22 protein-coding genes and 1 pseudogene are annotated in these 24,261 nt (G+C 64.6%); 8 read left to right on the forward strand and 15 right to left on the reverse strand.

The genetic code is table 11. The features are described 5' to 3' along the window. Positions 1-93 precede the first annotated feature (93 nt). The 6 genes from EJB06_RS24400 to EJB06_RS24425 all read right to left on the reverse strand — a co-directional run bounded on the left by EJB06_RS24400 (position 94) and on the right by EJB06_RS24425 (position 9,908). Positions 94-5,937, reverse strand: a complete 5,844-nt coding sequence (locus tag EJB06_RS24400) for a hybrid sensor histidine kinase/response regulator (RefSeq protein WP_229427261.1) — start codon at positions 5,935-5,937, stop codon at positions 94-96. A 27-nt stretch (positions 5,938-5,964) separates the two neighbouring features. Then, complete coding sequence (locus EJB06_RS24405; RefSeq protein ID WP_229427262.1) at positions 5,965-8,280, reverse strand: methyl-accepting chemotaxis protein; 2,316 nt, start codon at positions 8,278-8,280, stop codon at positions 5,965-5,967. A 44-nt stretch (positions 8,281-8,324) separates the two neighbouring features. Continuing rightward, positions 8,325-8,858 carry a chemotaxis protein CheW gene (locus EJB06_RS24410; RefSeq protein WP_229427263.1) on the reverse strand — a complete coding sequence of 178 codons (534 nt, stop codon included), beginning with the start codon at positions 8,856-8,858 and terminating at the stop codon, positions 8,325-8,327. A gap of 3 nt (positions 8,859-8,861) precedes the next feature. Further along, the gene (locus EJB06_RS24415; RefSeq protein ID WP_126076624.1) at positions 8,862-9,233 is read right to left on the reverse strand and encodes a response regulator transcription factor; all 372 of its coding nucleotides are present in this window, start codon (positions 9,231-9,233) and stop codon (positions 8,862-8,864) included. 15 nt (positions 9,234-9,248) lie between these two features. Further along, positions 9,249-9,650 carry a response regulator gene (locus tag EJB06_RS24420; RefSeq protein WP_126076625.1) on the reverse strand — a complete coding sequence of 134 codons (402 nt, stop codon included), beginning with the start codon at positions 9,648-9,650 and terminating at the stop codon, positions 9,249-9,251. Between the two features lie 105 nt (positions 9,651-9,755). Next, a complete protein-coding gene (locus tag EJB06_RS24425) occupies positions 9,756-9,908 on the reverse strand; it encodes a rubredoxin (protein WP_126076659.1) in 153 nt (50 codons plus the stop codon). Positions 9,909-10,016: 108 nt separating this feature from the next. Between EJB06_RS24425 and thiD the strand changes: the two genes are divergently transcribed. The 4 genes and pseudogenes from thiD to EJB06_RS24445 all read left to right on the forward strand — a co-directional run. Beyond that, the gene (gene thiD / locus EJB06_RS24430) at positions 10,017-10,862 is read left to right on the forward strand and encodes a bifunctional hydroxymethylpyrimidine kinase/phosphomethylpyrimidine kinase (protein WP_126076626.1); all 846 of its coding nucleotides are present in this window, start codon (positions 10,017-10,019) and stop codon (positions 10,860-10,862) included. Beyond that, positions 10,859-12,148 (forward strand): glutamate-1-semialdehyde 2,1-aminomutase, encoded by a 1,290-nt coding sequence (gene hemL / locus EJB06_RS24435; protein WP_126076627.1) that lies wholly within the window; start codon positions 10,859-10,861, stop codon positions 12,146-12,148. Before thiD ends, hemL begins: the two co-directional genes overlap by 4 nt. Positions 12,149-12,273: 125 nt before the next feature. Next, positions 12,274-12,402 (forward strand): hypothetical protein, encoded by a 129-nt coding sequence (locus EJB06_RS24440; protein WP_370660151.1) that lies wholly within the window; start codon positions 12,274-12,276, stop codon positions 12,400-12,402. A gap of 110 nt (positions 12,403-12,512) precedes the next feature. Next, positions 12,513-12,647, forward strand: a pseudogene (locus EJB06_RS24445) (glutamate-1-semialdehyde 2,1-aminomutase); the annotation flags it as partial. A gap of 385 nt (positions 12,648-13,032) precedes the next feature. Here EJB06_RS24445 and corA read toward each other — a convergent pair. The 9 genes from corA to mpl all read right to left on the reverse strand — a co-directional run bounded on the left by corA (position 13,033) and on the right by mpl (position 21,832). Next, positions 13,033-13,998 carry a magnesium/cobalt transporter CorA gene (corA, locus tag EJB06_RS24455; RefSeq protein ID WP_126076628.1) on the reverse strand — a complete coding sequence of 322 codons (966 nt, stop codon included), beginning with the start codon at positions 13,996-13,998 and terminating at the stop codon, positions 13,033-13,035. An 81-nt stretch (positions 13,999-14,079) separates the two neighbouring features. Next, positions 14,080-14,517, reverse strand: coding sequence for a DUF4124 domain-containing protein (locus tag EJB06_RS24460; RefSeq protein ID WP_126076629.1), 438 nt, complete (start codon positions 14,515-14,517; stop codon positions 14,080-14,082). Between the two features lie 124 nt (positions 14,518-14,641). Beyond that, entirely contained in the window at positions 14,642-15,367 is a 726-nt protein-coding gene (gene mtgA / locus EJB06_RS24465; protein WP_126076630.1) for a monofunctional biosynthetic peptidoglycan transglycosylase, read from the reverse strand. Next, positions 15,364-16,191, reverse strand: coding sequence for a shikimate dehydrogenase (aroE, locus tag EJB06_RS24470; protein WP_126076631.1), 828 nt, complete (start codon positions 16,189-16,191; stop codon positions 15,364-15,366). The genes mtgA and aroE overlap by 4 nt, the downstream gene beginning before the upstream one ends. Then, positions 16,188-17,072 carry an energy transducer TonB gene (locus EJB06_RS24475; protein ID WP_126076632.1) on the reverse strand — a complete coding sequence of 295 codons (885 nt, stop codon included), beginning with the start codon at positions 17,070-17,072 and terminating at the stop codon, positions 16,188-16,190. Before EJB06_RS24475 ends, aroE begins: the two co-directional genes overlap by 4 nt. A 103-nt stretch (positions 17,073-17,175) precedes the next feature. Further along, positions 17,176-19,233 (reverse strand): ribonuclease catalytic domain-containing protein, encoded by a 2,058-nt coding sequence (locus tag EJB06_RS24480; RefSeq protein ID WP_126076633.1) that lies wholly within the window; start codon positions 19,231-19,233, stop codon positions 17,176-17,178. Positions 19,234-19,248: 15 nt separating this feature from the next. Then, the gene (locus EJB06_RS24485; RefSeq protein ID WP_126076634.1) at positions 19,249-19,860 is read right to left on the reverse strand and encodes a chorismate--pyruvate lyase family protein; all 612 of its coding nucleotides are present in this window, start codon (positions 19,858-19,860) and stop codon (positions 19,249-19,251) included. Further along, positions 19,857-20,444, reverse strand: a complete 588-nt coding sequence (locus EJB06_RS24490; RefSeq protein ID WP_126076635.1) for a YqiA/YcfP family alpha/beta fold hydrolase — start codon at positions 20,442-20,444, stop codon at positions 19,857-19,859. Before EJB06_RS24490 ends, EJB06_RS24485 begins: the two co-directional genes overlap by 4 nt. Continuing rightward, complete coding sequence (gene mpl, locus EJB06_RS24495; protein WP_126076636.1) at positions 20,441-21,832, reverse strand: UDP-N-acetylmuramate:L-alanyl-gamma-D-glutamyl-meso-diaminopimelate ligase; 1,392 nt, start codon at positions 21,830-21,832, stop codon at positions 20,441-20,443. The genes EJB06_RS24490 and mpl overlap by 4 nt, the downstream gene beginning before the upstream one ends. An 84-nt stretch (positions 21,833-21,916) precedes the next feature. Here mpl and EJB06_RS24500 point away from each other — a divergent pair, with 84 nt between their 5' ends. From EJB06_RS24500 to accB, 4 genes are all read left to right on the forward strand, one after another. After that, complete coding sequence (locus EJB06_RS24500; RefSeq protein ID WP_126076637.1) at positions 21,917-22,549, forward strand: hypothetical protein; 633 nt, start codon at positions 21,917-21,919, stop codon at positions 22,547-22,549. Next, complete coding sequence (locus EJB06_RS24505; protein WP_126076638.1) at positions 22,546-23,115, forward strand: TlpA family protein disulfide reductase; 570 nt, start codon at positions 22,546-22,548, stop codon at positions 23,113-23,115. Before EJB06_RS24500 ends, EJB06_RS24505 begins: the two co-directional genes overlap by 4 nt. Positions 23,116-23,252: 137 nt before the next feature. Continuing rightward, positions 23,253-23,690, forward strand: a complete 438-nt coding sequence (gene aroQ / locus EJB06_RS24510; protein ID WP_126076639.1) for a type II 3-dehydroquinate dehydratase — start codon at positions 23,253-23,255, stop codon at positions 23,688-23,690. Positions 23,691-23,783: 93 nt separating this feature from the next. Continuing rightward, positions 23,784-24,254 carry an acetyl-CoA carboxylase biotin carboxyl carrier protein gene (gene accB / locus EJB06_RS24515; protein ID WP_126076640.1) on the forward strand — a complete coding sequence of 157 codons (471 nt, stop codon included), beginning with the start codon at positions 23,784-23,786 and terminating at the stop codon, positions 24,252-24,254. Positions 24,255-24,261: the final 7 nt, after the last annotated feature.

Consider the following 24,261-nt stretch of genomic DNA (forward strand, 5'->3'; position numbering starts at 1 on the left):
AGCGCAGGCGGGAACGACGGAGTTAAAGGTAGCAGAAATAAAAAACGCCTTACCCGGTTTAACGGGAAGGCGTTCTTGTTTGTTGCCTCTCGCTTAATGCGCTACCGGCATTTCGCGATTGAGCAGACCGGCAATCGCCGCCAGCAGCATGTCTTCCTGGAACGGCTTGCCGAAGTAAGCATTCACGCCCAGATCCAGCGCGTAGTTGCGGTGCTTGTCCGCCGTACGCGAGGTGATCATGATGATCGGGATCTCGTTGGTGCTGCTGTTGCCGCGAATGTTGCGGGTCAGGTCGAAACCATCCATGCGCGGCATCTCGATATCGACCAGCATCAGGTCGGGCAGCGTCTCTTGCAGGTGTTCGAGCGCGTCCACGCCGTCCTTGGCCAGCACCACCTGGTAGCCTTCGCGCTCCAGCAGGCGCTGGGTCACCTTGCGCACGGTCAGCGAATCGTCCACCACCATGATCACAAAGTCGGCCGCGCGCGTCTCGGGCACCGCCGCCACCGTCTCCACCACCACGCGCTGGCGTTGTTGCGGATGATGGTCGAGGTGGTGCGACAAGGCCACCGGGTTGAGGATCAGGACGATATCGCCCGAACCGAGCACCGTCGCGCCCGAAATACCGATCATGCGCGAGAGCTGCGGGCCGATATTCTTAATAACGACCTCGCGGTTGCCCTGCACGTCGTCAACCTGTACCGCGATGCGGTCGGTGCCGCTCTTGAGCACCATCACCGGGCACGAACGCTGCGACATCGGGCGCGCTTCGGTATCGCCCAACAAGGTCGGGAGGTAATGCAGCGCGACCTTCTGGCCCTGGAATTCGACAAAGCCTTCGGCGTGCGCGGCATTGACTGCCGATTCCTTCATCTGCAAGACCTGCTCCACCAGGATCGATGGCAGCGCAAAGGTCTTGGTGCCGCTGGTGGTCAGCACGACCTGGGTAACCGCAAGGGTCAGCGGCAGGTGAATCGTGAAGCGCGCGCCCTTGCCGGCTTCGGTGGAAATCGCCACCCGGCCGCCAAGCGCCTGCGCTTGCGAACGCACCACGTCCATACCCACGCCGCGGCCGGCCAGTTCGGTCAGCGCATCGGCGGTCGAGAAGCCCGGTTCGAAAATCAGGTCGGCCGCTTCGGCGTCGCTGACGACGGCGTCCGGCGCCAGCAGGCCGTTTTCACGCGCCTTGGTGCGGATGCGGGCCAGGTCGAGACCTGCGCCGTCATCGTTGAACTGGATGACCACCTCGTTACCCTGCTGGCTGACCTGGATCAGCAGCTCGCCCGTTTCGGCCTTGCCGGCCGCGCCACGGCGGGCGCGCGATTCGATACCGTGCACGATGGCGTTACGCAGCAAGTGCTCGAACGGTGCGGACATCTGTTCCAGAACGCTGCGGTCGATTTCGACCGTGCCGCCGCGGATGTCCAGGTTGACCCGTTTGTCGATTTCTTTTGCGGTCTGGCGCGCCACGCGGAACAGACGCTCCGACAGGCTGGCAAACTGCACCATCCGGACCCGCATCAGGTCCTGCTGCAGGTCGCGCGTCAGGCGCGACTGCACGGTCAGGTCGTCGGTGGCGCCGTCGACGGTACGCGTCAGGCTTTCGTGGAACGACGCAACGTCGTTCACCGATTCGGCCATCATCCGCGTCAGTTCCTGCAAACGGGTAAAGCGGTCGAATTCGAGCGGATCGAATTCGCGTTCGCTGGAGATCGACATACGCGACGAAATCTGCGATTCGGCCTGCATCTCGACTTCGCGCAGCTGGCGGCGCAAGCGCCCCAGGTTGTCCGAGAAGTCGCTCAGCGACGCCTTCAGGGTCGAGACCTGGCTTTCCAGCTTCGAACGCGTGATCGACACTTCACCTGCCTGGTTGACCAGGCGGTCCAGGATGTCGGCGCGTACCCGCACCAGCGGCGAACGGCTGGTCGCCGCGTGCGCGTCGTCCACGCTGCCGGCGACAGCTGCCGCCAGGCCCGGCACCGGCACCACGCCGAGCGCTGGTTGTTGCAGTTGTTCGAACAGCAGCAGCGCGTGATCGTAGTTGGCCATCAGTTCGTCGAACGCGGCTGGCGTCGACGTTCCGGCGTGGACCATGTTCTCGATCTGCGTTTCGATCTCGTGGGTGTGCTGACCGAGGCGCATCGCACCGGCCATCCGCGCACTGCCCTTGACCGTGTGCAGGGTACGCAGCAGCTGCGCTACCGGGCCGGTATCGGACGGATTCTGCTGCCACTTGCGCAGGTTGTTGCCGATTTCCGGCAGCAGGTCGGTGCCCTCTTCCAGGAACACCGGCAGCAAGTCGACGTCAAGGTCATCGGCGAAGGCGGTTTCGGGCGCCACCGGCACGGCGGCCGTTTCGGGCTCCGTCTGCAGCAAGGCTTCCAGCAGCGGCACGTGCGCCGTCATCGGCTGCATCGGCGCCGGTTCCGGCTCCGCCACGGCGTCGACGACCGCCTCTTCGACGAGCGGCTCTGCTTCAATGACAGGCTCTGCGTCAATGACAGGTTCGGCGTCGAGTACAGCTTCCTCGGCCAGCGGCTCGTCGACCGGCGGCGCGGCTTCAAGCACAGGTTCGGCTTCGAGCACAGGTTCGGCTTCGAGCACAGCTTCCTCGGCCAGCGGCTCTTCGAGCACCGGCGCGGCTTCAAGCACAGGTTCGGCTTCGAGTACAGCTTCCTCGACCGGCGGCTCTTCGATCGCCGGCGCGGCTTCAGGCACCGGCTCTTCAACGACCGGCGCGGCTTCGATCGCCTCTTCGGCGTCGACGACCGGTTCGGCTTCGAGCACCGGTTCCTGCGCGTCTTCCACCACCGGCTGCGCCGGTTCCGGATTGACCAGCAGCGGAATATCGAACGGATCTTCTTCGCCGAACAGGGCGTCGATGGCGTCGACGGCCGGCTCGGACGGCGCCTCGGCCGCTGCCGATTCGCGTTCAGGCATCACCGGCGGCGATGCCACCAGCTCGTCCAGCGTTTCGGCAAACAGGCCGTCCAGGCGGCGTGCCAGGTCTTCGTCGGCGCCCGCAAACACGGCGGCCGCTTCCTGCGCCGCGAGCTGCTCGCGCAGCACGTGCAGGCGTGCCACCAGATCCGGCTCGGCCGGCGCCAGTTCGCCGAGCGCGAAGCGCTGCAGCATGTGGCGGACGCGCTCGATGGTTTCGTCGAGCAGGTCGCGCTGGGATTCGTCGAACACCGGCGCCGGGCTCTTGAGCACCATCTCGACTTCGTAGGCGATTTCGCGCAGCGCGTGGAAGCCCACCGTGGCCGAGGTGCCGGCCAGGGTATGCGCGGCTTTTTCGGCTTCCGGCGTGACCTGGCGCTGCGGCTCGTGACGCCATTCGGCGAAGTCCTGGCTCAGCAAGCGAACCAGTTCGTCGGTCTCGGCGAGGTAGATGTTATACAGCGGCAGCGGGATTTCGAGGTCGCCGATGCGCTTGGTGTTGTCGTCGGCCGCCGCGATGGTGCCCGGTACCGGGAACTCGATCACATTGTCCGCCGCCGCGCTCTCGGTCGCAGGCAGGGCGATGATGTCGTCGAGGATCACCGGCTCGAACGAATCGTCGATCGCGAAGTGCTCGTCGTGCTGCTCGTCCACCGGCGTGGCGGCGACGATTTCCTCGACCGCCGGCGGCGCCGCTGGCGCGTCGGCAGGCGCCGCATCCATGGAGAACGCTTCGCCATGCTGCACGCGTTCGGCGGCGGCGACCAGCGCTTCGCTGGTGCGCTGCGAGCTGCCGGTGGCGGCAAGCTGCTCGACCCAGGCGGTCATGTCGGTGGTGGCGCGCGTGAGCAAGGCCAACAGGTTGGCATCGGCCGCGCGTTCTTCCGACAACCACAGGTTCATCACTTTTTCGACGGCGGCGGCGCCTTCGGCGAAGTTGTTCAGGCCAACCATGCGTCCACTGCCCTTGAGGGTGTGGAAGGAACGCCGCAGCATCGTCAGCGTTTCCAGGTTGTTCGGCATGCTTTGCGCGGCCGGCAGGGTCGAACCGACAAAGGCCAGCACTTCCTGCGCTTCGGAGATGAAGATTTCGAGCAGTTCGGCTTCGATTTCGTCGTCGCCCGGCGGCGCCGGCGCGGCCACCACGACCGGCGCCTTGACTTCTTCTTCGACCACCACCGGCGCAACTGGCGCAGGCGTGTCGATGACGGGCACCGGTTCGATCTCGATCACCGGTTCCTGGTCGAATTGCGATTCGCCGTGCGCCGGTTTTTCGAACGGGACGGCGCGCAGCATGCCCTCGTTGCTGTCGAAGGTGAAGCGCTCGCGCGCCTCGTCGACGTTCTTGGCCAGCATGTCGACAAAGAAGCCGAGCGCGCCGATGTTCTGGGCGATGTTCTGCAGCGAAGACGCTTCCAGTTCCGGATTGCCTTCGGCGGCGGCCAGGGTGCGCACCGCATCCTTGACGTGCAGGGCGGCGCGCATCGCGTCTTCCTGGTCGAGGATGGCGACAGCGCCCTGCAGCTGGTGCAGCACCGGATCGATCTGGGCCAGGGTGGCGCGCTTGCTGGTGTCGGAATAATAGTCGTCGAGGACTTTTTCGACCTGGCGCAAGCCGTTCTTCATTTCGGCGGCCAGCACGGCGACGGTCTGCTCGTGCTGGATGCGGCGCGACAGTTCGCCCTGCCATTGCGGCGCTTCGGGCGGCGTTTCGCCGGCGCCGATGGCCAGCAGGCGCGCGCCGATGATCTCGGCGTGGGCGTCGAAATCGTCGGGCAGCTGGCGGATCTTGTCGAGGCTGTTCTCGATGAACAGCATGGCGGTCGCCATTTCGAGACTGAACACGCTATTGTGTTTCGTCGCAGCCGAGGCGGTCGCGGCCTGCACCATCTGCTGCTGCAGGCGCGCCAGCGCCGGAGCGCCCAGCTTCTCGCCGGCCGCGGCCAGGGTGCCGAGCAGTTCGACGAATTCGGTTTCCAGCGACGGCAGCGGTTCGACCGACAGGCGGTCCCAGTTGGCCTTGGCCTTGGCCAGGGCTTCCTTGGCGGTTTTCAGCGCTTCGGCGTCGATGCGGCCGTAGCGGCGCGTATCGTAATCGGCCGGGACCATGCCGTCCAGGTGATAGGCGCGGCGCAGGGCCAATGCCGTCGGCGGCGGATTCGGCACGGCGGCCATGAAGAACAGGGCGTCGCGCAGCATCGTTTCGGGCAGGCTGACCTGGCCTTGCGAGAGGCGGCGGATCTGCAGGTTGATCAGGCCGAACAGCTGCTTGACATACAGGTCGCTGGCCAGGTGGCCCTGGGCCACCAGTTCGGCGAAGCCCTGCATCGCCATCCAGAAGGTGCGCGGCAAAGGCTGGTCCTGGGCGTCGGCCACATGGGCGATCGCTTCCAGCAGGACCTGGGCGTGCTGCTGCCAGCTGGCCTTGTCGGTACTTTTCAGGAACGGCAGCAGCGCTTTTTCGAAGCGCGTGCGGCAGGCCGCGTAGTCCGGCTCGGCGGTCGGCGCCGTGTGGCGCTTGAGCGAGACCGGCGCCGACAGGTCGGCGAAAAACAGGTCGGCCGGATGGATCCGGTCGGCGCCCAGCATTTCCTTGAGCGCGCGATAGTAAGGGAACAGGCGCGCCGGCTGCTGTGGCGCGCCCGAAAGCAGTTCTTCGAGATACTCGATCAGCGCCTGGTAAGCGTGGGCGATGATCTGCGCGCGCTCGGGCGTGCAATCGAGCAGGCCGTCCTTGAAGCGGTCCAGCGCGCTCTCGGCGGCTTCGGTCATGGCGCCGGCGCCATCGACATCGACCATCTGCAAGGCGCCGTGCGCCTGGTGCAGATAGGCTTTCGCATGTTTGAGCGAACTTGCCTGGGCTTCCGCCGTACGCTCCGCCGCCTCTGCCAGCGCGGTGTTGGAGCGGCCCAGCGCATCGCGGATCTCGCTCATGACCCAGGACAGCGGTCCTGTGTCGAACTGCGGCACGTGCGAATTGTCAGTAGTGGTCATGCTTACCTTGATAAATCAACCGGGTTCTCAAGCCACCACGCGGAAGCGCGATACCGAGTTTTTCAGTTCCTGCGCCAGCAGCGACAGCTGGCGAATCGATTGGGCGGTTTGCTGGGTACCGTCCTGGGTGTTTTCGGTCACCGACAGGATGTGCTGAATGTTGTGCGCCACATCGTTCGCCGATGTCGCCTGCAGCTCGGTTGCGAAGGAAATTCCCTGAATCAGTTCCGCAAGGCGGTTCGAAACGCGCGAAATGTCGGACAGTGCGGCACCCGCAGCATCGGACAGCCTGGCTCCCTCGACCACACCCTGCGTCGATTTTTCCATAGCGGCCACCGCGTCGTGGGTATCGGTCTGAATGGTACGCACCAGCGCGCCGATCTGTTTTGCCGCTTCCGCCGAACGTTCCGCCAGTCGCTGAACCTCTTCCGCAACCACCGAGAAGCCGCGACCCGCTTCGCCGGCCGATGCCGCCTGAATCGCCGCGTTCAGCGCCAGCACGTTGGTCTGTTCGGTAATGTCGGAAATCAGTTCCGTGATCTCGCCAATCTCCTGGGACGATTCGCCCAGGCGCTTGATTCGTTTCGAGGTTTCCTGGATCTGCTCGCGGATCTCGTGCATGCCCTTGATCGAGTTTTCCACCGCCGTCGAACCTTGCAATGCCGCCGCAACCGACTGGCGCGCAACCTCTGCCGATTCGTTCGCCGACTTCGATACGTCGGTAATTTCGTTCGCCATTTTCAGAACCGTCTCGGACGCTTCCTGGATCTCGCGCGACTGCTGCTCGGTCGCCGCCAGCAGGTCGGTCGAAATATTCTGTGCGTTGGTCGATGCCGAGGTCACCTGCTCGGCCGTCGTCGTGACGCGTTCCACCAGCCCGCGCAGCTCTTCCACCGTGTAGTTAACCGAGTCGGCAATCGCGCCGGTAATGTCTTCCGACACCGTTGCGTGCACGGTCAAGTCGCCGTCCGCCACTTCCTGCAGTTCGTTCATCAGGCGCAAAATAGCGGCCTGGTTCTGGTCGTTGGTCGCTTTCGCTTCTTCTTCCTTCGACTGCGCCAGCTGGCGCATCGTTTCCGCTTCCTGGCGACGCACATCGGCGCCGCGGGCCCGGGTACGCGAATCTTGCAGCATGACGCGGGCGATACTGACGCCGACGGCCAGGGTGAACAGGGTGGACAGGGCCATCACCCAGAACCAGGCGTTGTTCGAATCCTGCTCGGTACGGAAGCCGACCTGCACCTTGGTCAGCAGCGATTTGACTTCTTCGTTCTCGTAGAAGATCGACTGTTCGGCGCCTTTGGCGGCCGTGAATTTCGGCAGGTTGTCGAGGATCGAGGCCACCAGTTTCTGGTAGGTGTCGAATTTCGATTTGATCAGCTCGAGCTTGACGCGCAGTTCCGCATCCTTGGTCGCGGACAGCTGCATCGTCTCGTTCCCGTTCAGGAAGCCTTCGACCGTGGTACGGAAGGTCGTGGTGTCGCGGCCCAGCTGGAACGCGGTTTCAGGACGGATACCGCCGGAGGTCAGGAATTCGCTGGCGCTGCGCGAGAGGCGCTGGGTCAGCATCATCAGGCGGCCGATCGCCGCCAGTTCGCGTGGCGTACCGCCGCGCTGGACTTTTTCGTTGAGCAGCTCTTCGGTCATCGTCAACAGCTCTGGCGAGAGGATGTCGAGCTGGCGCAGGGTCTTTTCGAAACCGGTCAGTTCCGGCTTCATGCGCAGAATCGTGCCTGCCGCATTGTCGGTGCTGACCCACTTGGTTTTCGCCGCGGCGATCAGGCGGTTCATGCTGGCCGGTGGCGTCGGCAGTTCGACGCCGCCGATCTTGCCGCCGCGCTGGAGCGCGGTCAGGTCGGCATTGAGCTGGGCGCGGCTCTGTTCGAGCTGCACGAACGCTTCCGGGTTACCCTGGATCGCGTTCGGCGCCGCTTTACCGATACGCTGGGAGTGCATCAGGGCGTCCGATGCGATCTGCGTCTGGGCCGATGCGTCGGAGCTACTGGCCGCGTTGCGCCACAGCGCAATCACGGTGACCAGGATACCGGCCACGAACACCATCAGCAGGATGCGCAGCTGGCGCGGCAGGGACAGGTGGCCGATGAACGGCAGGCGCGCTTCGACATCGCCGTCGTCATCGTCGTCGCGTCGCTTGCGGCCCATGATGTTGGCCAGGCGCAGCTCGTCGTGCTGATCGAGTTCGGCGCGATGGCTGTCGTCGATCACGTTTTCCGCGCCAGCAGGCGCATCGGCCTTGTTCAAGGCCGCAGCCTCCAGGTCGGGACCGAATTCCGTATCCGGTACCGGCTCACCCTTTGGGGTACTCTTCCATGCAAATCCCATTCCAGCTCCCAGTTTCTTAAGGTATGGCCACTTATGACTGCGGCTTAAAATCCAACGTGCAAAAACCGCGCATCGGTAACGAGGGCCGCCAGGTCGAGCGGGATCCATTCGTTTGCGTCGGTATCGCGTAATCTGTCGCCGACCACTTCCATGTCGCCGGCGTGGCGCAAGCCGTACACCCGGGCCACCAGCAGGCCGCAGTTAAAGCCCAGGTGGTTGGCCAGGGTGACGATGCGGCTGTCCGGGCCGGCCACGGTTTCCGAGCCTCCCTGGAAGCGCGCGAAATCGATCAGGCCAACCAGATTGCCCCGGATATTGGCCAGGCCCAGGTACCACGGCTGCGTCAGCGGCACCACCGTGACCGGCGGCACCGGCACGATTTCGCCGGCCTGGGTGAGGTCGAGCAGGAAGCGCTCGGCGCCGATCAGCACTCCCAGCTGGTTGACGCGCGCGCCGCTGTTGGTACGGGCAGCCTGCATGCGTTCGAGCAGCTGCACCTGGTACTGGCGCAAGCGGGTGCGGCGGCCGACGCCATCGGTGGGCGTGGAAACGGCTGGGGCGAAATCGACGTCGCTCACGATTTATGCGCCGCCGAGAGCGGCGATCTTCGCCAACAGCAGTTCGGCATCGACCGGCTTGACCATGTAGTCGCGCGCGCCCTGGCGCAGGCCCCAGACACGGTCGGTTTCCTGGTTCTTGCTGCTGCAGATGATGATGGGCACGTCGCCCAGGTCCGGGTCGCGCGCGATGGTGCGGGTGACCTGGAAGCCGTTCGCGCCAGGCATGACCACGTCCATCAGGATCAGTTCAGGTTTGTCGTCCTTGATCTTGAGCAGCGCTTCCTCGCCGTTTTCGGCGGTGGTCACGGTGAAGCCGGCTTTGACCAGGATGTCGGTCAGGTAGTAACGCTCGGTCGGGGAATCGTCGACGATCAGGATTTTTTGTATGGCCACGGGAGGCTCCAGTAATTATTTTGAAACGGTGTCGGCAGTATGCTCGCGCACTGCGCTAAGCAGACTGTCTTTGCTAAAGGGTTTGGTCAGGTAGGCGGAGGAGCCGACCATCAGGCCGCGCGCCCGGTCGAACAAGCCATCTTTCGATGACAGCATCAGTACCGGGGTGGCGTGGAAACGCGCACTGCGCTTGATCAGCGCGCAAGTCTGGTAACCATCGAGGCGCGGCATCAGGATGTCGCAGAAAATCAGCGACGGATGATGGTCGTTAATCTTGGCCAGGGCATCGAAGCCGTCTTCGGCCAGCACCACCTGATAGCCTGCCTGGGTGAGGAAAATCTCGGCCGAGCGACGAATCGTGCTGCTGTCGTCGATCACCATGATTTTCAGTACGTTCGGTTGCGGCAATGTCGTCATTTTCAGTTTCACTCAGCATGAGCATGAACGATATCATAGGGCAACCCTTTTGTCCCCTTAATGTTGCGGCTAGTCAACATGTGTCGGCAATAAGCCTCATGCTAATCAGATAACTGTCATTTCGAAGTCATCTTTACGGGCGCCGCACTCGGGGCAAGTCCAATTCATGGGCACATCGGCCCAGCGGGTACCGGGGGCGATGCCTTCTTCGGGCAGGCCGGCTGCCTCGTCGTAGACCCAGCCGCAGATCAGGCACATCCAGGTCTGGAAAGCGGCGCCTGCTGCGCCGGTCGATTCGTTGCTGCTCACGTTGGACTACCCTTCTATCTAGTAAAATGCCGAATCAGGCATCTTAATCTACCGGCCGTGCAAATCCAAACTTCTCCACTGATCTTAACGTTCGGCGTGTCCGATCCCATCGGCGCCATCGGCATCCAGGCCGACCTGGCGTGTTTTTCGGCCCTCGGCTGCCACGGCCTGTCGGTCATGACCGGCATCCTCATTGCCGACACCGCGCGCGTCGAAGACCTGCAGGAAGTCGACGCCGACTGGGTCTGCGACCAGGCCCGCGTGGTGCTCGAAGACATGCCGGTGGCCGCCTTCAAGGTCGGCGCAATCAGCAGCATCGAGCAAGCCTCGGCGATCGCCGAAATCGTCTCCGACTATCCGGACGTGCCGCTGATCCTCGACCCGTTTTTATCGAGCCTGCCCGACTCGGGCCTGGCCGACGACGACATGCTCGGCGCGATCCGCCAGATCCTGGTGCCGCAGGCCACCGTGCTGCTGCTCACCCAGGTCGAGCTGGCGCGCATGGCCGAAACCTGGCGCGAAGGCGGCGCCGACATGCTCAAGGAAGACGTGGCCGAGCTGACCGGCATGGGCTGCCAGTACGTGCTGGTCAAGTGCACCGGCTCGAGCGGCACGGGCGCCGGGGCGCAGCTGTCGAACACCCTGTTCGACGAGAACGGCGTGGTCGGCACCTTCAACTGGCAGCATTTGCCGGGCCCCTTCGTGGGCGCCGGCAGCACCTTGTCGGGCGCGCTGGCCGCGCTGATGGCGCGCCGCTTCGGCGAGGGCGACGCCGTCGAGGCCATCCAGGCGGCCCAGGAATTCACCGTCGGCGCGCTGGCCAACGCGCAGCGCTTCGGCATGGGCAAGCTGGTGCCCAACAAATTTTTCGCCCACCCCATTCCCTTATCGAGCAAGCCATGAACCAAGACTCCCTGAATAACACGCTGTTCGCGCGCGCCCAGAAATCCACCCCGGGCGGCGTCAATTCGCCGGTGCGCGCCTTCAAATCGGTGGGCGGCACGCCGCGCTTCATCACCCGCGCCGAAGGCCCCTACTTCTGGGACGCCGACGGCAAGCGCTACATCGACTACATCGGTTCGTGGGGGCCGGCCATCGTCGGCCACGCCCATCCGGACGTGGTGAAAGCGGTGCAGGACGCGGCCGCGCGCGGCCTGTCGTTCGGCGCCCCGACCGAAGGCGAAATCCTGATGGCCGAAGAAATCTGCCGCCTGGTGCCCTCGATCGAGCAGGTGCGGCTGGTATCGTCCGGCACCGAAGCGACCATGAGCGCGCTGCGCCTGGCGCGCGGCGCCACCGGGCGCGACAAGATCGTCAAGTTCGAAGGCTGCTACCACGGCCACGCCGACTCGCTGCTGGTCAAGGCCGGCAGCGGTTTGCTGACCTTCGGCAACCCGACCTCGGCCGGCGTGCCGGAAGACTTCGTCAAGCACACCCTGGTGCTCGACTATAACAATGTGGCGCAGCTGGAAGATGCGTTCGCCTCCATGGGCGACACCATCGCCTGCGTGATCGTGGAGCCGGTGGCCGGCAATATGAACCTGATCAAGGCCACGCCGGAGTTCCTGCGCGCCATGCGCGATCTGTGCACGCGGCACGGCGCGATCCTGATTTTCGACGAAGTCATGTGCGGCTTCCGCGTCGGCCTGGGCGGGGCGCAGGAACTGTACGACATCGTGCCGGACCTGACCGCGCTGGGCAAGGTCATCGGCGGCGGGATGCCGGTGGCGGCCTTCGGCGGCCGTGCCGAGCTGATGCAGAACATGGCGCCGATCGGGGCGGTGTACCAGGCCGGTACGCTGTCGGGCAATCCGGTGGCGGTGGCGGCCGGCATGACCACCTTGCGCCTGATCCAGGAGCCGGGTTTCTACGAGAAGCTGACGGCGCAGACCGCCAAGCTGGCGGCCGGGCTGGCGCAGGCGGCCAGGGAGGCCGGCGTGACCTTCTGCGCCGATGCGGTGGGCGGGATGTTCGGGATTTACTTCAGCGAAGAAGTGCCGGGCAGCTATGCCGAGATGATGGCGGGCGACAAGACGCGCTTCAATGCATTCTTCCACGCCATGCTGGACGAAGGCGTGTACTTCGCGCCGGCCGCGTTCGAGGCGGGGTTCGTGTCGGCCCAGCATGACGATGCGGTGATCGAGGAGACCATAGCGGCCGCGCGCCGGGTGTTTGCCAAGCTGGCTTGATCAGACCTTGCAGGCCGCTCGCCTGAGCCGCGTCGTTCCCGCGAAGGCGGGAACCCCAGGTTCGTGCCGATGCCGACAAACTTGGGTTCCCGCCTTCGCGGGAACGACGGAGATGGTTCCACGCGATGCTGGACGAAGGCGTGTACTTCGCGCCGGCCGCGTTCGAGGCGGGGTTCGTGTCGGCCCAGCATGACGATGCGGTGATCGAGGAGACCATAGCGGCCGCGCGCCGGGTGTTTGCCAAGCTGGCTTGATCAGACCTTGCAGGCCGCTCGCCTGAGCCGCGTCGTTCCCGCGAAGGCGGGAACCCCAGGTTCGTGCCGATGCCGACAAACTTGGGTTCCCGCCTTCGCGGGAACGACGGAGATGGTTCCACGCGATGCTGGACGAAGGCGTGTACTTCGCGCCGGCCGCGTTCGAGGCGGGGTTCGTGTCGGCCCAGCATGACGATGCGGTGATCGAAGAGACCATCGCGGCGGCGCGCCGGGTGCTGGCTTGATCAGACCTTGCAGGCCGCTCGCCTGAGCCGCGTCGTTCCCGCGAAGGCGGGAACCCCAGGTTCGTGCCGATGCCGACAAACTTGGGTTCCCGCCTTCGCGGGAACGACGGAGATGGTTCCACGCGATGCTGGACGAAGGCGTGTACTTCGCGCCGGCCGCGTTCGAGGCGGGGTTCGTGTCGGCCCAGCATGACGATGCGGTGATCGAAGAGACCATCGCGGCGGCGCGCCGGGTGCTGGCTTGATCAGACCTTGCAGGCCGCTCGCCTGAGCCGCGTCGTTCCCGCGAAGGCGGGAACCCCAGGTTCGTGCCGATGCCGAGAAACTTGGGTTCCCGCCTTCGCGGGAACGACGGCGCCGGCGCTAGCGCCTGTGCGGGAAACCTCTACTTCAACCAACCCCTGCGCAGGAACACCCACACCGGCGAAATCATCGACACCAGCATCAGGGTCAGGGCCAGCGGGTAGCCGTACTGCCACTCCAGCTCCGGGAAGGCCTTGAAGTTCATCCCGTAAATACTGGCGATCAGGGTCGGCGGCAGGAAGGCCACCGAGGCCACCGAGAAGATCTTGATGATCTTGTTCTGGTTAATGTTGATGAAACCGACCGTGGCGTCCATCAGGAAGTTGATCTTGTCGAACAGGAAGGAGGTGTGGCCGTCCAGCGATTCGATGTCGCGCAGGATCTGGCGCGCTTCCTCGAACTGCTCCGCATTGAGCAAGCGCCCGCGCATCAGGAAACTTACGGCGCGCCGCGTATCCATCATGTTGCGCCGGATGCGCCCGTTCAAATCTTCCTCGCGCGCAATCGCGTTCAGCGCGTCGGCCGCGTCCTTATCGGTGAATTCTTTCTGCAGCACCAGCCCGCTGACTTCTTCCAGGTGCTGGTAAATGCCTTCCAGCGCATCGGCCGAATACTCGGCGTCGGTGGCGTACAGGTCGAGCAGCACGTCCATGTAATCGGCAATCGATCCCGGCCGCGAGCGCGCGCGCATGCGCACCAGGCGGAACACCGGCAAGTCGTCGGTGTGCACCGAAAACAGCATCTTGCGCGCAAGAATGAAGGCGACCGTGACCACGCGCGAGGGGCCGTCGTCTTCTTCCAGCAGGAAATCGGTGCGCAGATGCAGGTCGCCGTTTTCCGCTTCGTAATAGCGGGCCGAGGCTTCGATATCCTTGACTTCGTCTTCGCCCGGCAAGATCACGCCGTAGATTGTCTTGACCCAGGCCCGCTCGTCGTCGGTCGGGTCGGTCAGGTCGACCCACACCGGCGCCACGTTTTCGAGATCCGCCCGCGACTCGATCGGTACCTGATTGAGTCGGCCATTTTGTAGGACAAATACGTTGATCATGCGCTTTCTCGGCCGGATTCAAAACAGCGCAAGTGTACCCGTTAGGCCTGAGTCCGGCCACCCCGAAACACGTAAATCGCCTCAGCGCAGCTGTTTTTCGATCATTTTGTCGAGCATCGGGTCCGAGCCCGGCGCGGCCTTCTCCGGCACCGGCTTCTTGGGTGCCTCGATGCCCTTGGTGTCGTGGATCTCGATGAGCTTGCTGGTGCGGTTGTCGGCCTTGCAATCGGTGTTCGAAATAACAGTCTTGCCATCGATCACGCACTTGCGCATGCGGCCGTCGCCCTTGCCGGAGGCGGCGCCGACCGCATCGCCGGCGGCGTCGATCGCCTTGCCGGCCCCGCTGGCCTTGACCGTCTTGCCGAGCCTGGCGGTGCCTTCGGCGAACAGATTGCGCTCGTAGCGCATGGAAAACAGGGCGGCCATGGCGATGCCGGCCACCGCCACCGAGCCGATCGCGACCCAGAACAGGGAGATGGCGCCGCGCTGGAAGGCGGCAGGTGGACGACGATAGCGCATGGCGGGTTTCCGTTCAGGGATCATGGCAAGGGATCGGGGCAAGGGATCGGGACAAGGGATCGGAACAAAGGATCGGGACAAGGAATCAGGACAAAGGATCGGGACAAGGAATCAGGCCAAAGCATCAAGGCAGGTCGGCCGAACTCATGCGATTGACGATCAGCGTGGTGCGGCGCGCCAGGTAGCTCGAGCTGCGGTGCTTGTCGTAATAGCGCGGATTGGGCAGCATCACGGCCAGCTTGGCGGCCTGGGCCACGCCCAGGTTGGCCGCCGTGGTGCGGTAATAATAGCGCGCGGCCGCTTCGGCGCCGAAGATGCCGCGCCCGAATTCGGCCACGTTCAGGTAGATTTCCAGGATGCGCTGCTTGCTCATCACCGTTTCGAGCATGAAGGCGATGATCAGCTCCTGGCCCTTGCGCAGGTAGCTGCGCGAGCCGGTCAGGAACAGGTTCTTGGCCAGTTGCTGGGTAATGGTGGAGCCGCCGCCGACCACCTTGTGGCGCCGGTTGTTGCGTTCATAGGCCTTTTGCAGCGCTTCCCAGTCGACCCCGTCATGCTCGGAAAAATTCGCGTCTTCCGAGGCGATCACGGCCCGTTTCAGGTTCTCGGAAATGCGCTCGTAGGGCACCCACTGATGCTGCAGCACGGCCCTGGGCTTCTTTTCGCGCATCAGCGCCAGCTGGTCGTCCATCATGTTGGTGCTCGACGGATTGAACTGGGCGTACCAGCACACCATCAGGAAGAAATACAGCTGGACCGCGAGGAAGATCAGCAAGGGGCCGAGGAACAGCCACTTGATCCAGCGCCGGCGCGCGCCGCCCCCCTTGGCTGGCTTGGCGGCCTTGCTCATACGGCCAGGCGCAGGCGGTCCAGGATCTCGGCCGTGTCGGGACGCGCGCCGCGCCACAGCAAAAAGGCTTCGGCGGCTTGCTCGACCAGCATGCCGAGCCCGTCGCGCGTGGCCGCGCCGCAGCTTGCGGCAAACTGCATGAAGCGGGTCGGGGCCTTGCCGTACATCATGTCCAACGCCAGCGTGCCGGGGCCGAAGGCGCCGGCCGGGACCGGCGGCATGGCGTCGGCCAGGCTGGCCGAGGTGGCGTTGACGACCACGTCGTACTGGCCGGCAATGTCGTCGAAGGCGCAGGCGGCCAGGCGCTGGTCCTGCGCCAGCTGGGAGGTGAAGCGCTCGACCAGGGCGTCGGCCGTGGCCAGGGTGCGGTTGGCAATCGTCAGCTCGGCCGGCAGGGCCGCCAGCAGCGGCAGCACGGCGCCGCGCGCGGCCCCGCCCGCGCCCAGCAGCAGGACGCGCTTGCCTTCCAGGCTCACGCCGGCATTGCGCGTGATGTCGCCCACCAGCCCGGCGCCATCGGTGTTGTCGCCGATGATGCCGCCGCTGCTGTTGAACATCAGGGTATTGACGGCGCCGGCGGCGCGCGCGCGTTCGGTCAGGCGGTCGGCCAGGTCGGCCGCCTGCAGCTTGAAGGGCACGGTGACGTTGGCGCCGCCATAGCCGGCCGCCACCAGGGCGCGCACGCTGGCCTCGAACCCATCGAGCGGCGCCAGGCAGCGCTCGTAGAGCATGTCTTGCCCGGTCTGCCGGGCAAAGGCGGCATGGATCTCGGGCGATTTGCTATGGGCAATCGGATTGCCGATGACGCAGTAACGCTCGCTCATTGCTTCTGGCCGCGCAGTTCGGCTTCGAGTTTGTCTTCGCGCGTGAACTTGAAGCTGGTGATCATGATCCACAAGTCGTCGCGGTCGTTGGAACGCATGTTTTTCGGGAATTTGTTGAACGGCGCGGCGCGCCGCACGATGGCCAGCGCCGCCTTGTCGAGCGCGGGATTGCCCGAACTCTTTTCGATGCGCACGCCGCCTTCCTTGGTGTAAATGGTGCCGTCCTGGAAAATCGGGATATACACGATCAGCTCGCCGTACAGTTTCTTGCCATCGCGCTGGGGAAAGTTCAGCGTACCGATGTCTTCGATCTTCTTCTGCGTCGTTTTGTAGTATTCGGCGTAGCCGACCTGCTGCGTGCTCGGCGTGAAGAAGGTCTTGCGCGGACGCTTGTTCTGGTCTTCGATGCGCTGGGCGATCTCGGCCTTCTGGCGCGCGAGCGGCTTGGTGCTCTCGATCAGGTCGGTGCCGTCGCTGTCCGGCTCGGGCCGGTCCTTCTCGCGCACCGGCGCCGCGTTCAGGTTCGACTCGTTGGCCTTGGTCAGCAGGTTCTGCTGCATCTGCTCCAGCTCGGTGATGCGGCGCAGGGTCGATTTGACGCTTTCGCCGGTCTCGTCCTTGCGCATGTCGGGCAGCGGCGAGGCGGCGCGCCCGGCGTCGGCATTGCCGCCGCCATCGAGGTTGGCCTGGGCCAGCGCGTCCGCCTTCAATGGCTTGCTGGCGTGCTTGGCGTTGACCAGGATGACTTCGAGGCCGGGATCGGTCGGGGTCAGGTTGAGCGCGTCGGGCGCGACGAAACGGACCGCCAGCAGGGCCGCGTGCACCGTGACCGAAACGGCCACGGCAATGGACAGGGAGCTTAAATTTTGCAAGTGCTTCACACGATACCGGGGAAGAATCTGTTGAATCAGGGAACGGCCATTCTACATTCTAATGGCCGCCGTGGCGATGCTGACAACGTTGGGCGGCCGCCGGCTGACAAGCTTAGCCGGCCGCCGGTTCGCTGGTCACGACGGTGACCGATCCTTCGGCTTCCACCGCTTCGGTCGCTGCCGCCTCGCCCGTATCCGCCGGGGCGGCGGCCTCGGCCGCTTCCTCTTCTTCGTAGTCGAGGTCGGCATCGGCGGCGATCTCGGTGCTGGCCGGCAGCTCCAGCAGGCGCGCTTCGATGGTCAGGTCGAGTTCGTCCCAACGCAGGATGTCGAGCTTGACCTGGGCCCCGCGCGCCACCTGCGGCATGCCGGGCAGGCGAATGATCAGCGGAATGTCGGCCAGACGCAACACTTCATCCTTGAGCACGACCGCCTCGACCTGGCGCTGCTCCTGCTGGCCGAGCCAGCGCAGGCACCAGTAGCGCTCCATATTCTGCTGGTGGTCGTTGTAGGCGGCATACGCGGCGTCGAAGGCGGAGACGATGGCGAACAGATTGGCGTCGCGCGGCTTGAACGGGGCCACCAGCGGGGCCGTCACGCCGTGTTCGGCGCAGGCCAGGATCTGCCACTGGTTGACCAGGTCGGTGTAGCGGCGCAGCGGCGAGGTGCTCCAAGCGTACTGGTCCACGCCGAGGCCCTGGTGCGGCGCGGCATGGGTGACCATGCGCACCTGCATCTTGGCGGCCCAGCCGGCGCCGCTGCCGGCACCTTGCGAACGGTAAATACCGGGCACGCCCGAGTCGTGCATCAGCTTGCCCCAGGTGCTGTTGGCGAAGATCATCAACTCGGCCACGATCTTGTCCAGCGGCGCGCCGCGCTTGCGGCGCAGCACCGTCACCACATCGTCCTCGACGTAGAAGTTGAAATCGACCCGGTTGTTCTGCTCGGGTTTCAGGCCGAACGCTTCGCGCTTGACCATGCGCGCCGCTTCCAGGGTGAGCGCCCACTGCCACAGCACGGCCAGCTCGGCCTTGTGCGGATACGCGCCGGAGCCGGCGGCCAGCGCTTCTTCGCTGACCACCTCGTCCAGGTCGTTGTTGCGCAGATTGCTCTTGATCGGCACCAGCTCGGCGCGGGTGACTGTCGACTTCACGCTCCAGTCGGCCGGGTCGATGGTGGCGTACAGCGACACCGCCGGGCAGGTCTTGCCTTCGGCCAGGGTGAACGCGGCCACCAGTTCGTCCGGCAGCATGGTGATTTTGTCGCCAGGCATGTACACGGTCGACATGCGCGTGCGCGCGATCTTGTCGATGGCGTCGTCCGGGCGGATGCCCAGGCCCGGCGCGGCGATGTGGATGCCGACCTGCACCATCCCATCGGCCAGGGTCACGACCGAGAAGGCATCGTCGATCTCGGTGGTGGTGACGTCGTCGATCGAGAACGCGGCCACGGCGGCAACCGGCAGGCTGGCCGGGATGGCGGGGACCGCAACGGCCGGGAAACCCGCGCCGCGCGGAAAATTCTCGAACAGGAAGCGCGCCATGTGCAATTCCTTGGGCGAACCGATGCCGCCGGCGGCCAGCATCAGGCGCTGCGGCGTGGTGTGCAGTTCGTTGCAGGCGGCGTCGAGCGCCTTGAATTCGATGCTGTTCTTGTCCGGCTTGAACAACAATTGCTGCACCAGTTGACGCATGGATTCCGGCAGCCTGTTGGCCTTGAGCTCGTCCACATAGCCGGCCTGGATCAGGCCCTGCTGTTTCTTTTTCTCGATGCCGGCCTGGGCCGCGCGCAGCGCCGCCTCCGGCGCCGCCTTGTAGCGCCCGCGCCCCTTCTTATAGAAGTAGATCGGCGCGCCGTGCAGCGCCAGGATCAGGCCGGCCGCCTCGGACGGCAGCGGGGTGTGGCCGAAATACTCGGCGCCCAGCTCGGCGAATCCGAACTCGTCCTGGCCGGCGACTTCCCACAGGAACTCGAAATCGACGTCGGCGGCAACCGCCTTGGCCGCGTCCAGCAAGTCTTGCGGGGACGGCTTTTCGTACTGCAAGAGCACGTCCTTGACCTTGACCTTGGTGCGCTTGCCGCTTGGCATTTCGACCTGGTAAGCCTCGCCCGCTTGCGACAACACGGTACCGACCTTGAAATCGCCGGATTCTTCAAAAAATAGATTCATGTGAATGCTTCGTCTTTACTTTGTATTTTTACTTGTATTTTTACTTGTATTTTTACTTGATATATTTACTTGCTCGTTCAGCGCCAGCACCGGGGGCAGGAACACCTCGGTCACCAGCAAGCTGCCCCGGTGGCGGCGATACAGGCAGCGCCGCGCAAAGAACACCGTGTCGCCCTCCACGCCGAGCGCCGCGCGCGCGCGTTGCATCAAAGGATGGCCGGCGCGGATGCGCGCAAATTCCAGTTCGCCGCGTCGTACTTGCGGGTCGTAAAACAGGGTGCTGCCGAGCGAGCGTTCGCCCAGCCCGCCGAACAGCGGCCAGTCGCTGGCCGTGGCCGACAGCGGCACCACCGTGTGCGCGAACACCACCGGCACGCCGTCGCAGCGCAGCAACACTTCGCGCTCCAGCACCTGGACCGCGCGCCGCAGGCCCAGCACGCCCGCCTCGTCCGCCAGGCACATCGCGCGGCGCTGGTGCAGGCGCTGCACGCGAAATGCCGTGCTGTGCGCCACCAGCCGCGCCGTCAGCGAACCGCCGCCGGTGAGCCAGTCGCGCAAGGCCGGCGGCGCGCCGAGCCGGTTCACATGCGGATGCCACAAGGCCTGGCGCAGCGACGCGCCCCTCACCGCACCCGGCCCGCGGCGCCGTCCAGGCAAAACGCCAGGACCTCGTCCACGTACTGCCCGAATTCGGCGATGGCGTGGTCGCTGCCGTCGATCACATGCTGGCGCGCACCGGCGTAATGGGCTGTCATGTCGCGGTAGTCGAGCACTTCGTCGCCGCTGGCCGCGAGCAGGAAATAGCGCTCCGGACGGGTAATCGCCGGCACCGCCAGCGCGCCCAGTTCATCGATGTATTCGCGCTTGAATTCGAAAACTTTGTCGGAATGATACTCGGTCGTGACACCGACATGCTTGTCGAGGTCTTTCAGGGGATACACCGCCGGATTGAGCAGCACCGCGCGGCAGCCGATGCGCTCGGCCAGCCAGGTGGCGTAGTAACCGCCCAGCGAGGAGCCGATGATGGCCAGTTCGCTGGCCTCGTACCGCTCCACCAGGCTCAGGGCGAGCGCCATCGCTTCCTTCGGCGAGGCCGGCAGTTGCGGGCAGACCAGCTCGGACGCGCGTCCCAGCGCCGCCATCTTTTCGCCCACCACGCGCGCCTTGAAGGACCGCGGCGAGGAACGGAAACCGTGCAGGTAAAGAATCATTGCGCCAGCGCCTCAAGCAGTTTCTGATGCACGCCGCCGAAGCCGCCGTTGCTCATCACCAGGATATGGTCGCCCGGCTGGGCCGCGTCGACCACGGCCTTGACCAGGAAATCGATCTGGTCGAAGCTGTGGGCGATGGCGCCGAGGGGAGCGAGGGCGTCGGCCAGGCTCCAGCCGAGCGCTTGCTGGCTGCCGAAGCCGAACACCAGGTCGGCTTCGCGCAGGCTGCCCGGCAAGGCGTCTTTCATCGAGCCGAGCTTCATGGTGTTCGAACGCGGTTCCAGCACGGCCAGGATGCGGCCCTGGGCCTTGTCGGCGCTGCCGCGCTGGTAGCCAATGCGCTGGCGCAAGCCGTTGACGGTGGTCGCAATCGCGGTCGGATGGTGGGCAAAATCGTCGTACACGGTGATGTCGCGCACCACGCCGCGCACTTCCATGCGCCGCTTGACGCTCTCGAAACGGGCCAGCGATGCGGCCGCCTGCGCCACCGGCACGCCCACATGGCGCGCCGCGGCGATCGCGGCCAGCGCATTGAGCCGGTTGTGCTTGCCGGTCAGGCCCCAGGCCACGGTGGCCACCACCGCGCCCTTGAACAGCACGTCGAAATCGCCGCCGGCGTGTTCCGTCATGGTCCAGTCGACCCCGTCGCTGGCGCCGAACAATTCTTTCTCGCTCCAGCAGCCGCGCTTGAGCACGCGGCCCAGCGATGCTTCGTCGCCATTGACGATCAGGCGGCCGACGCCGGGCACGGTGCGCACCAAGTGGTGGAACTGGGTCTCGATGGCGCCGATATCGGGGAAGATGTCGGCATGATCGTATTCCAGGTTGTTCATCACGGCGGTCTTGGCGCGGTAATGGACGAACTTGCTGCGCTTGTCGAAGAAGGCGGTGTCGTACTCGTCCGCTTCGATCACGAAATAGCCGGACGGCTCGCTGCCGGCCAGGCGCGCCGAGATGCCGAAGTTCATCGGCACGCCGCCGATCAGGAAGCCCGGCGAGTAACCGGCGTCTTCCAGGATCCAGGCCAGCATGGCCGAGGTGGTGGTCTTGCCGTGGGTGCCGGCCACGGCCAGGACCCACTTGTCATGCAAAATATGTTCGCCGATCCATTGCGGCCCGGACATGAACGGCAGGCTGCGATTCAGGATTTCCTCGACCAGCGGATTGCCGCGCGCCACCACATTGCCGATCACATACAGATCGGGATTGAGCTTGACCTGGTCCGGGCTGAAGCCCTGGATCAGCTCGATGCCCTGGGCTTCGAGCTGGGTGCTCATCGGCGGATAGACGTTGGCATCGCAGCCGGTCACCTTGTGGCCGGCTTCTTTCGCCAGGACCGCGAGGCCGCCCATGAAGGTGCCGCAAATGCCGAGGATGTGAATATGCATGGTGTCGGGGGTGTGACCAAATGAATGAATACGCGATTTTACCCGACCCAATGAGATTTTCCGTTCCAGAGTATCATCTCGCTCATGATGCCTACCCCGATTGACGAGCTCTCCCTGCTGCGCGCGGAAATCGCCGCCGTCGCCGCGCGCATGATCGCCCAGGACGGCGCCGACTACGCCGGCGCCAAGCGCAAGGCCGCGCTGCAGGTGCTGGGCGAGCGCGCCGATAGCGCCAACCTGCTGCCCGACAACGCGCAGATCGAAGACGCCGTGCGCGACTACCAGGCCCTGTTCCTGGCCGACACCCAGCCGGCGCGCCTGCTCGCGCTGCGCACTGCCGCCCTGCAGGTGATGGATGCGCTGGCCGAATTTTCGCCCTACATCACCGGCGCGGTCCTGAACGGCACCGCCGGCGAGCACGACGACATCGAACTGCAACTGTTCGCCGACAGCGCCAAGGAAGTGCAGATCTACCTTCTGAACCGCAACGTCACGCTCGACATTTCCGAAACGCCGCACTTCAAGGGCGCGCGCTTCGACCCGGTCGAGACGGTCAGCTTTTTGTGGCATGGCGAAGGCGTGCACGCCGAACTGTACGAAAAGCACGACCTGCGCGGCGCCCTCAAGCCGCGCGCCGACGGCCGTCCGCAGCGCGCCGACGCGGCCACCCTGCGCAGCATCATGACAACCACGACTTCCCCCCAGGACCCGACATGAACAAACACACCCTCTTCACCTTTGCCGGCATCGCCGTGCTGGCCGGCGCCCTGGGCGCGTATGTCGGCACCCGCACCAAGCAGGACCCGGTCATCGCTTCCACCGCCGCGCCCGCCACGCAGCCGGCGGCCGGCCAGGCCACCCCGGTCGAGGCCCTGTTTGCCGAGACCATGAACAATGCCGCCGGCGCACCGCAGGCGCTTTCGCAATGGAAAGGCAAGCCGCTGGTGGTGAATTTCTGGGCGCCGTGGTGCCCGCCATGTGTGGAAGAAATGCCGGAACTGGCCGAAGTGGCCCGCGAACACAGCGCCAAGAACATCAACGTCATCGGCATCGGTATCGATTCGCCATCGAACATCGCCCAATTCGCCACCAAATTCCAGATCACCTACCCGATTTACGTGGCCGGCATCAGCGGCACCGATTTGTCGCGCAAGTTCGGCAACACGGCCGGCGGCCTGCCCTACACCGTGCTGATCGGCGCCGATGGGCAGGTCAAGAAAACCTATCTGGGGCGCATCAAGTTCGACGAGCTCAAGGCCGACCTCGCCGCGCTCAAGTCCTGAGGCACAAATCCTTGTCGATACCGTGCTTTACGGTACGGAATGCACCAGTCAGTAACTTTTAGCAATTTTTTTCGCTTGCCAATGCCCGCAGTTGGCGGCAAAATGCGGGACTTTCGCGCAATAACGACCCTTCAACCATGGCAAAAAAGCTCCTTCTGCTCAACGGCCCCAACCTGAATCTGCTGGGGACACGGGAGCCTGAGGTGTACGGCAAGGCAACATTAGCCGACATCGAGAACGCTGCGACAGCCCAGGCTGCTGCGGCGGGCGCCACGATATCTTGCTTCCAGAGTAATCATGAAGGGGCCCTGATCGATGCCATCCATGGCGCCCGCGGCGACGGCGTGGACATGATCGTCATCAATCCGGGCGGGCTGACGCATACCAGCGTGGCCTTGCGCGATGCGCTGGCCGGGGTCGCCATCCCCTTCGTGGAGGTGCATATCTCGAACGTCCACCAGCGCGAAGCATTCCGCCATCATTCTTTTCTGTCCGCCATTGCGCAGGGCACCATTTGCGGGCTCGGCATTGATGGATATCGCTTTGCCATCGACTTTGCGCTTAAAAAGCGTTAATCTACCGGCATCTTCAAGCATTATGCGCGGTTATGCTTATATCATGAGCACGCCGCATACTCTTAAAACACAAACAATTCCAAGGGGTTTCACATGGATTTACGAAAACTCAAGACCTTGATCGACCTCGTTGCCGAGTCGGACATCGCTGAACTCGAAGTCACCGAAGGCGAGAGCAAGGTCCGCATCGTCAAGTCATCCGCAATCCCGCAGAATCAGATGGTCATGATGCAGCCGCAAGGCATGCAGCAGCACTATGCCGGCGGCCCCGCCCCGGTCCCTGCCGCCGCACCGGTGGCCGCTCCGGTCGCCGTGCCGGCCGAACCGACCGGCCACATCGTCAAGTCGCCGATGGTCGGCACCTTCTACCGTTCCTCGGCCCCCGGCTCGCCGGCCTACGTCGATGTCGGCTCGAACATCAAGGAAGGCGAGACCCTGTGCATCATCGAAGCGATGAAGCTGCTCAACGAAATCGACTCCGACGTCTCCGGTGTCGTGACCAAGATCCTGGTCGAGAACGGCCAGCCTGTCGAGTTCGGCCAACCGCTGTTTGTGATTGGCTGATCGACCA

This window comes from Massilia atriviolacea (assembly GCF_003953935.1).
GTDB classification, from domain to species: domain Bacteria; phylum Pseudomonadota; class Gammaproteobacteria; order Burkholderiales; family Burkholderiaceae_D; genus Telluria_A; species Telluria_A atriviolacea.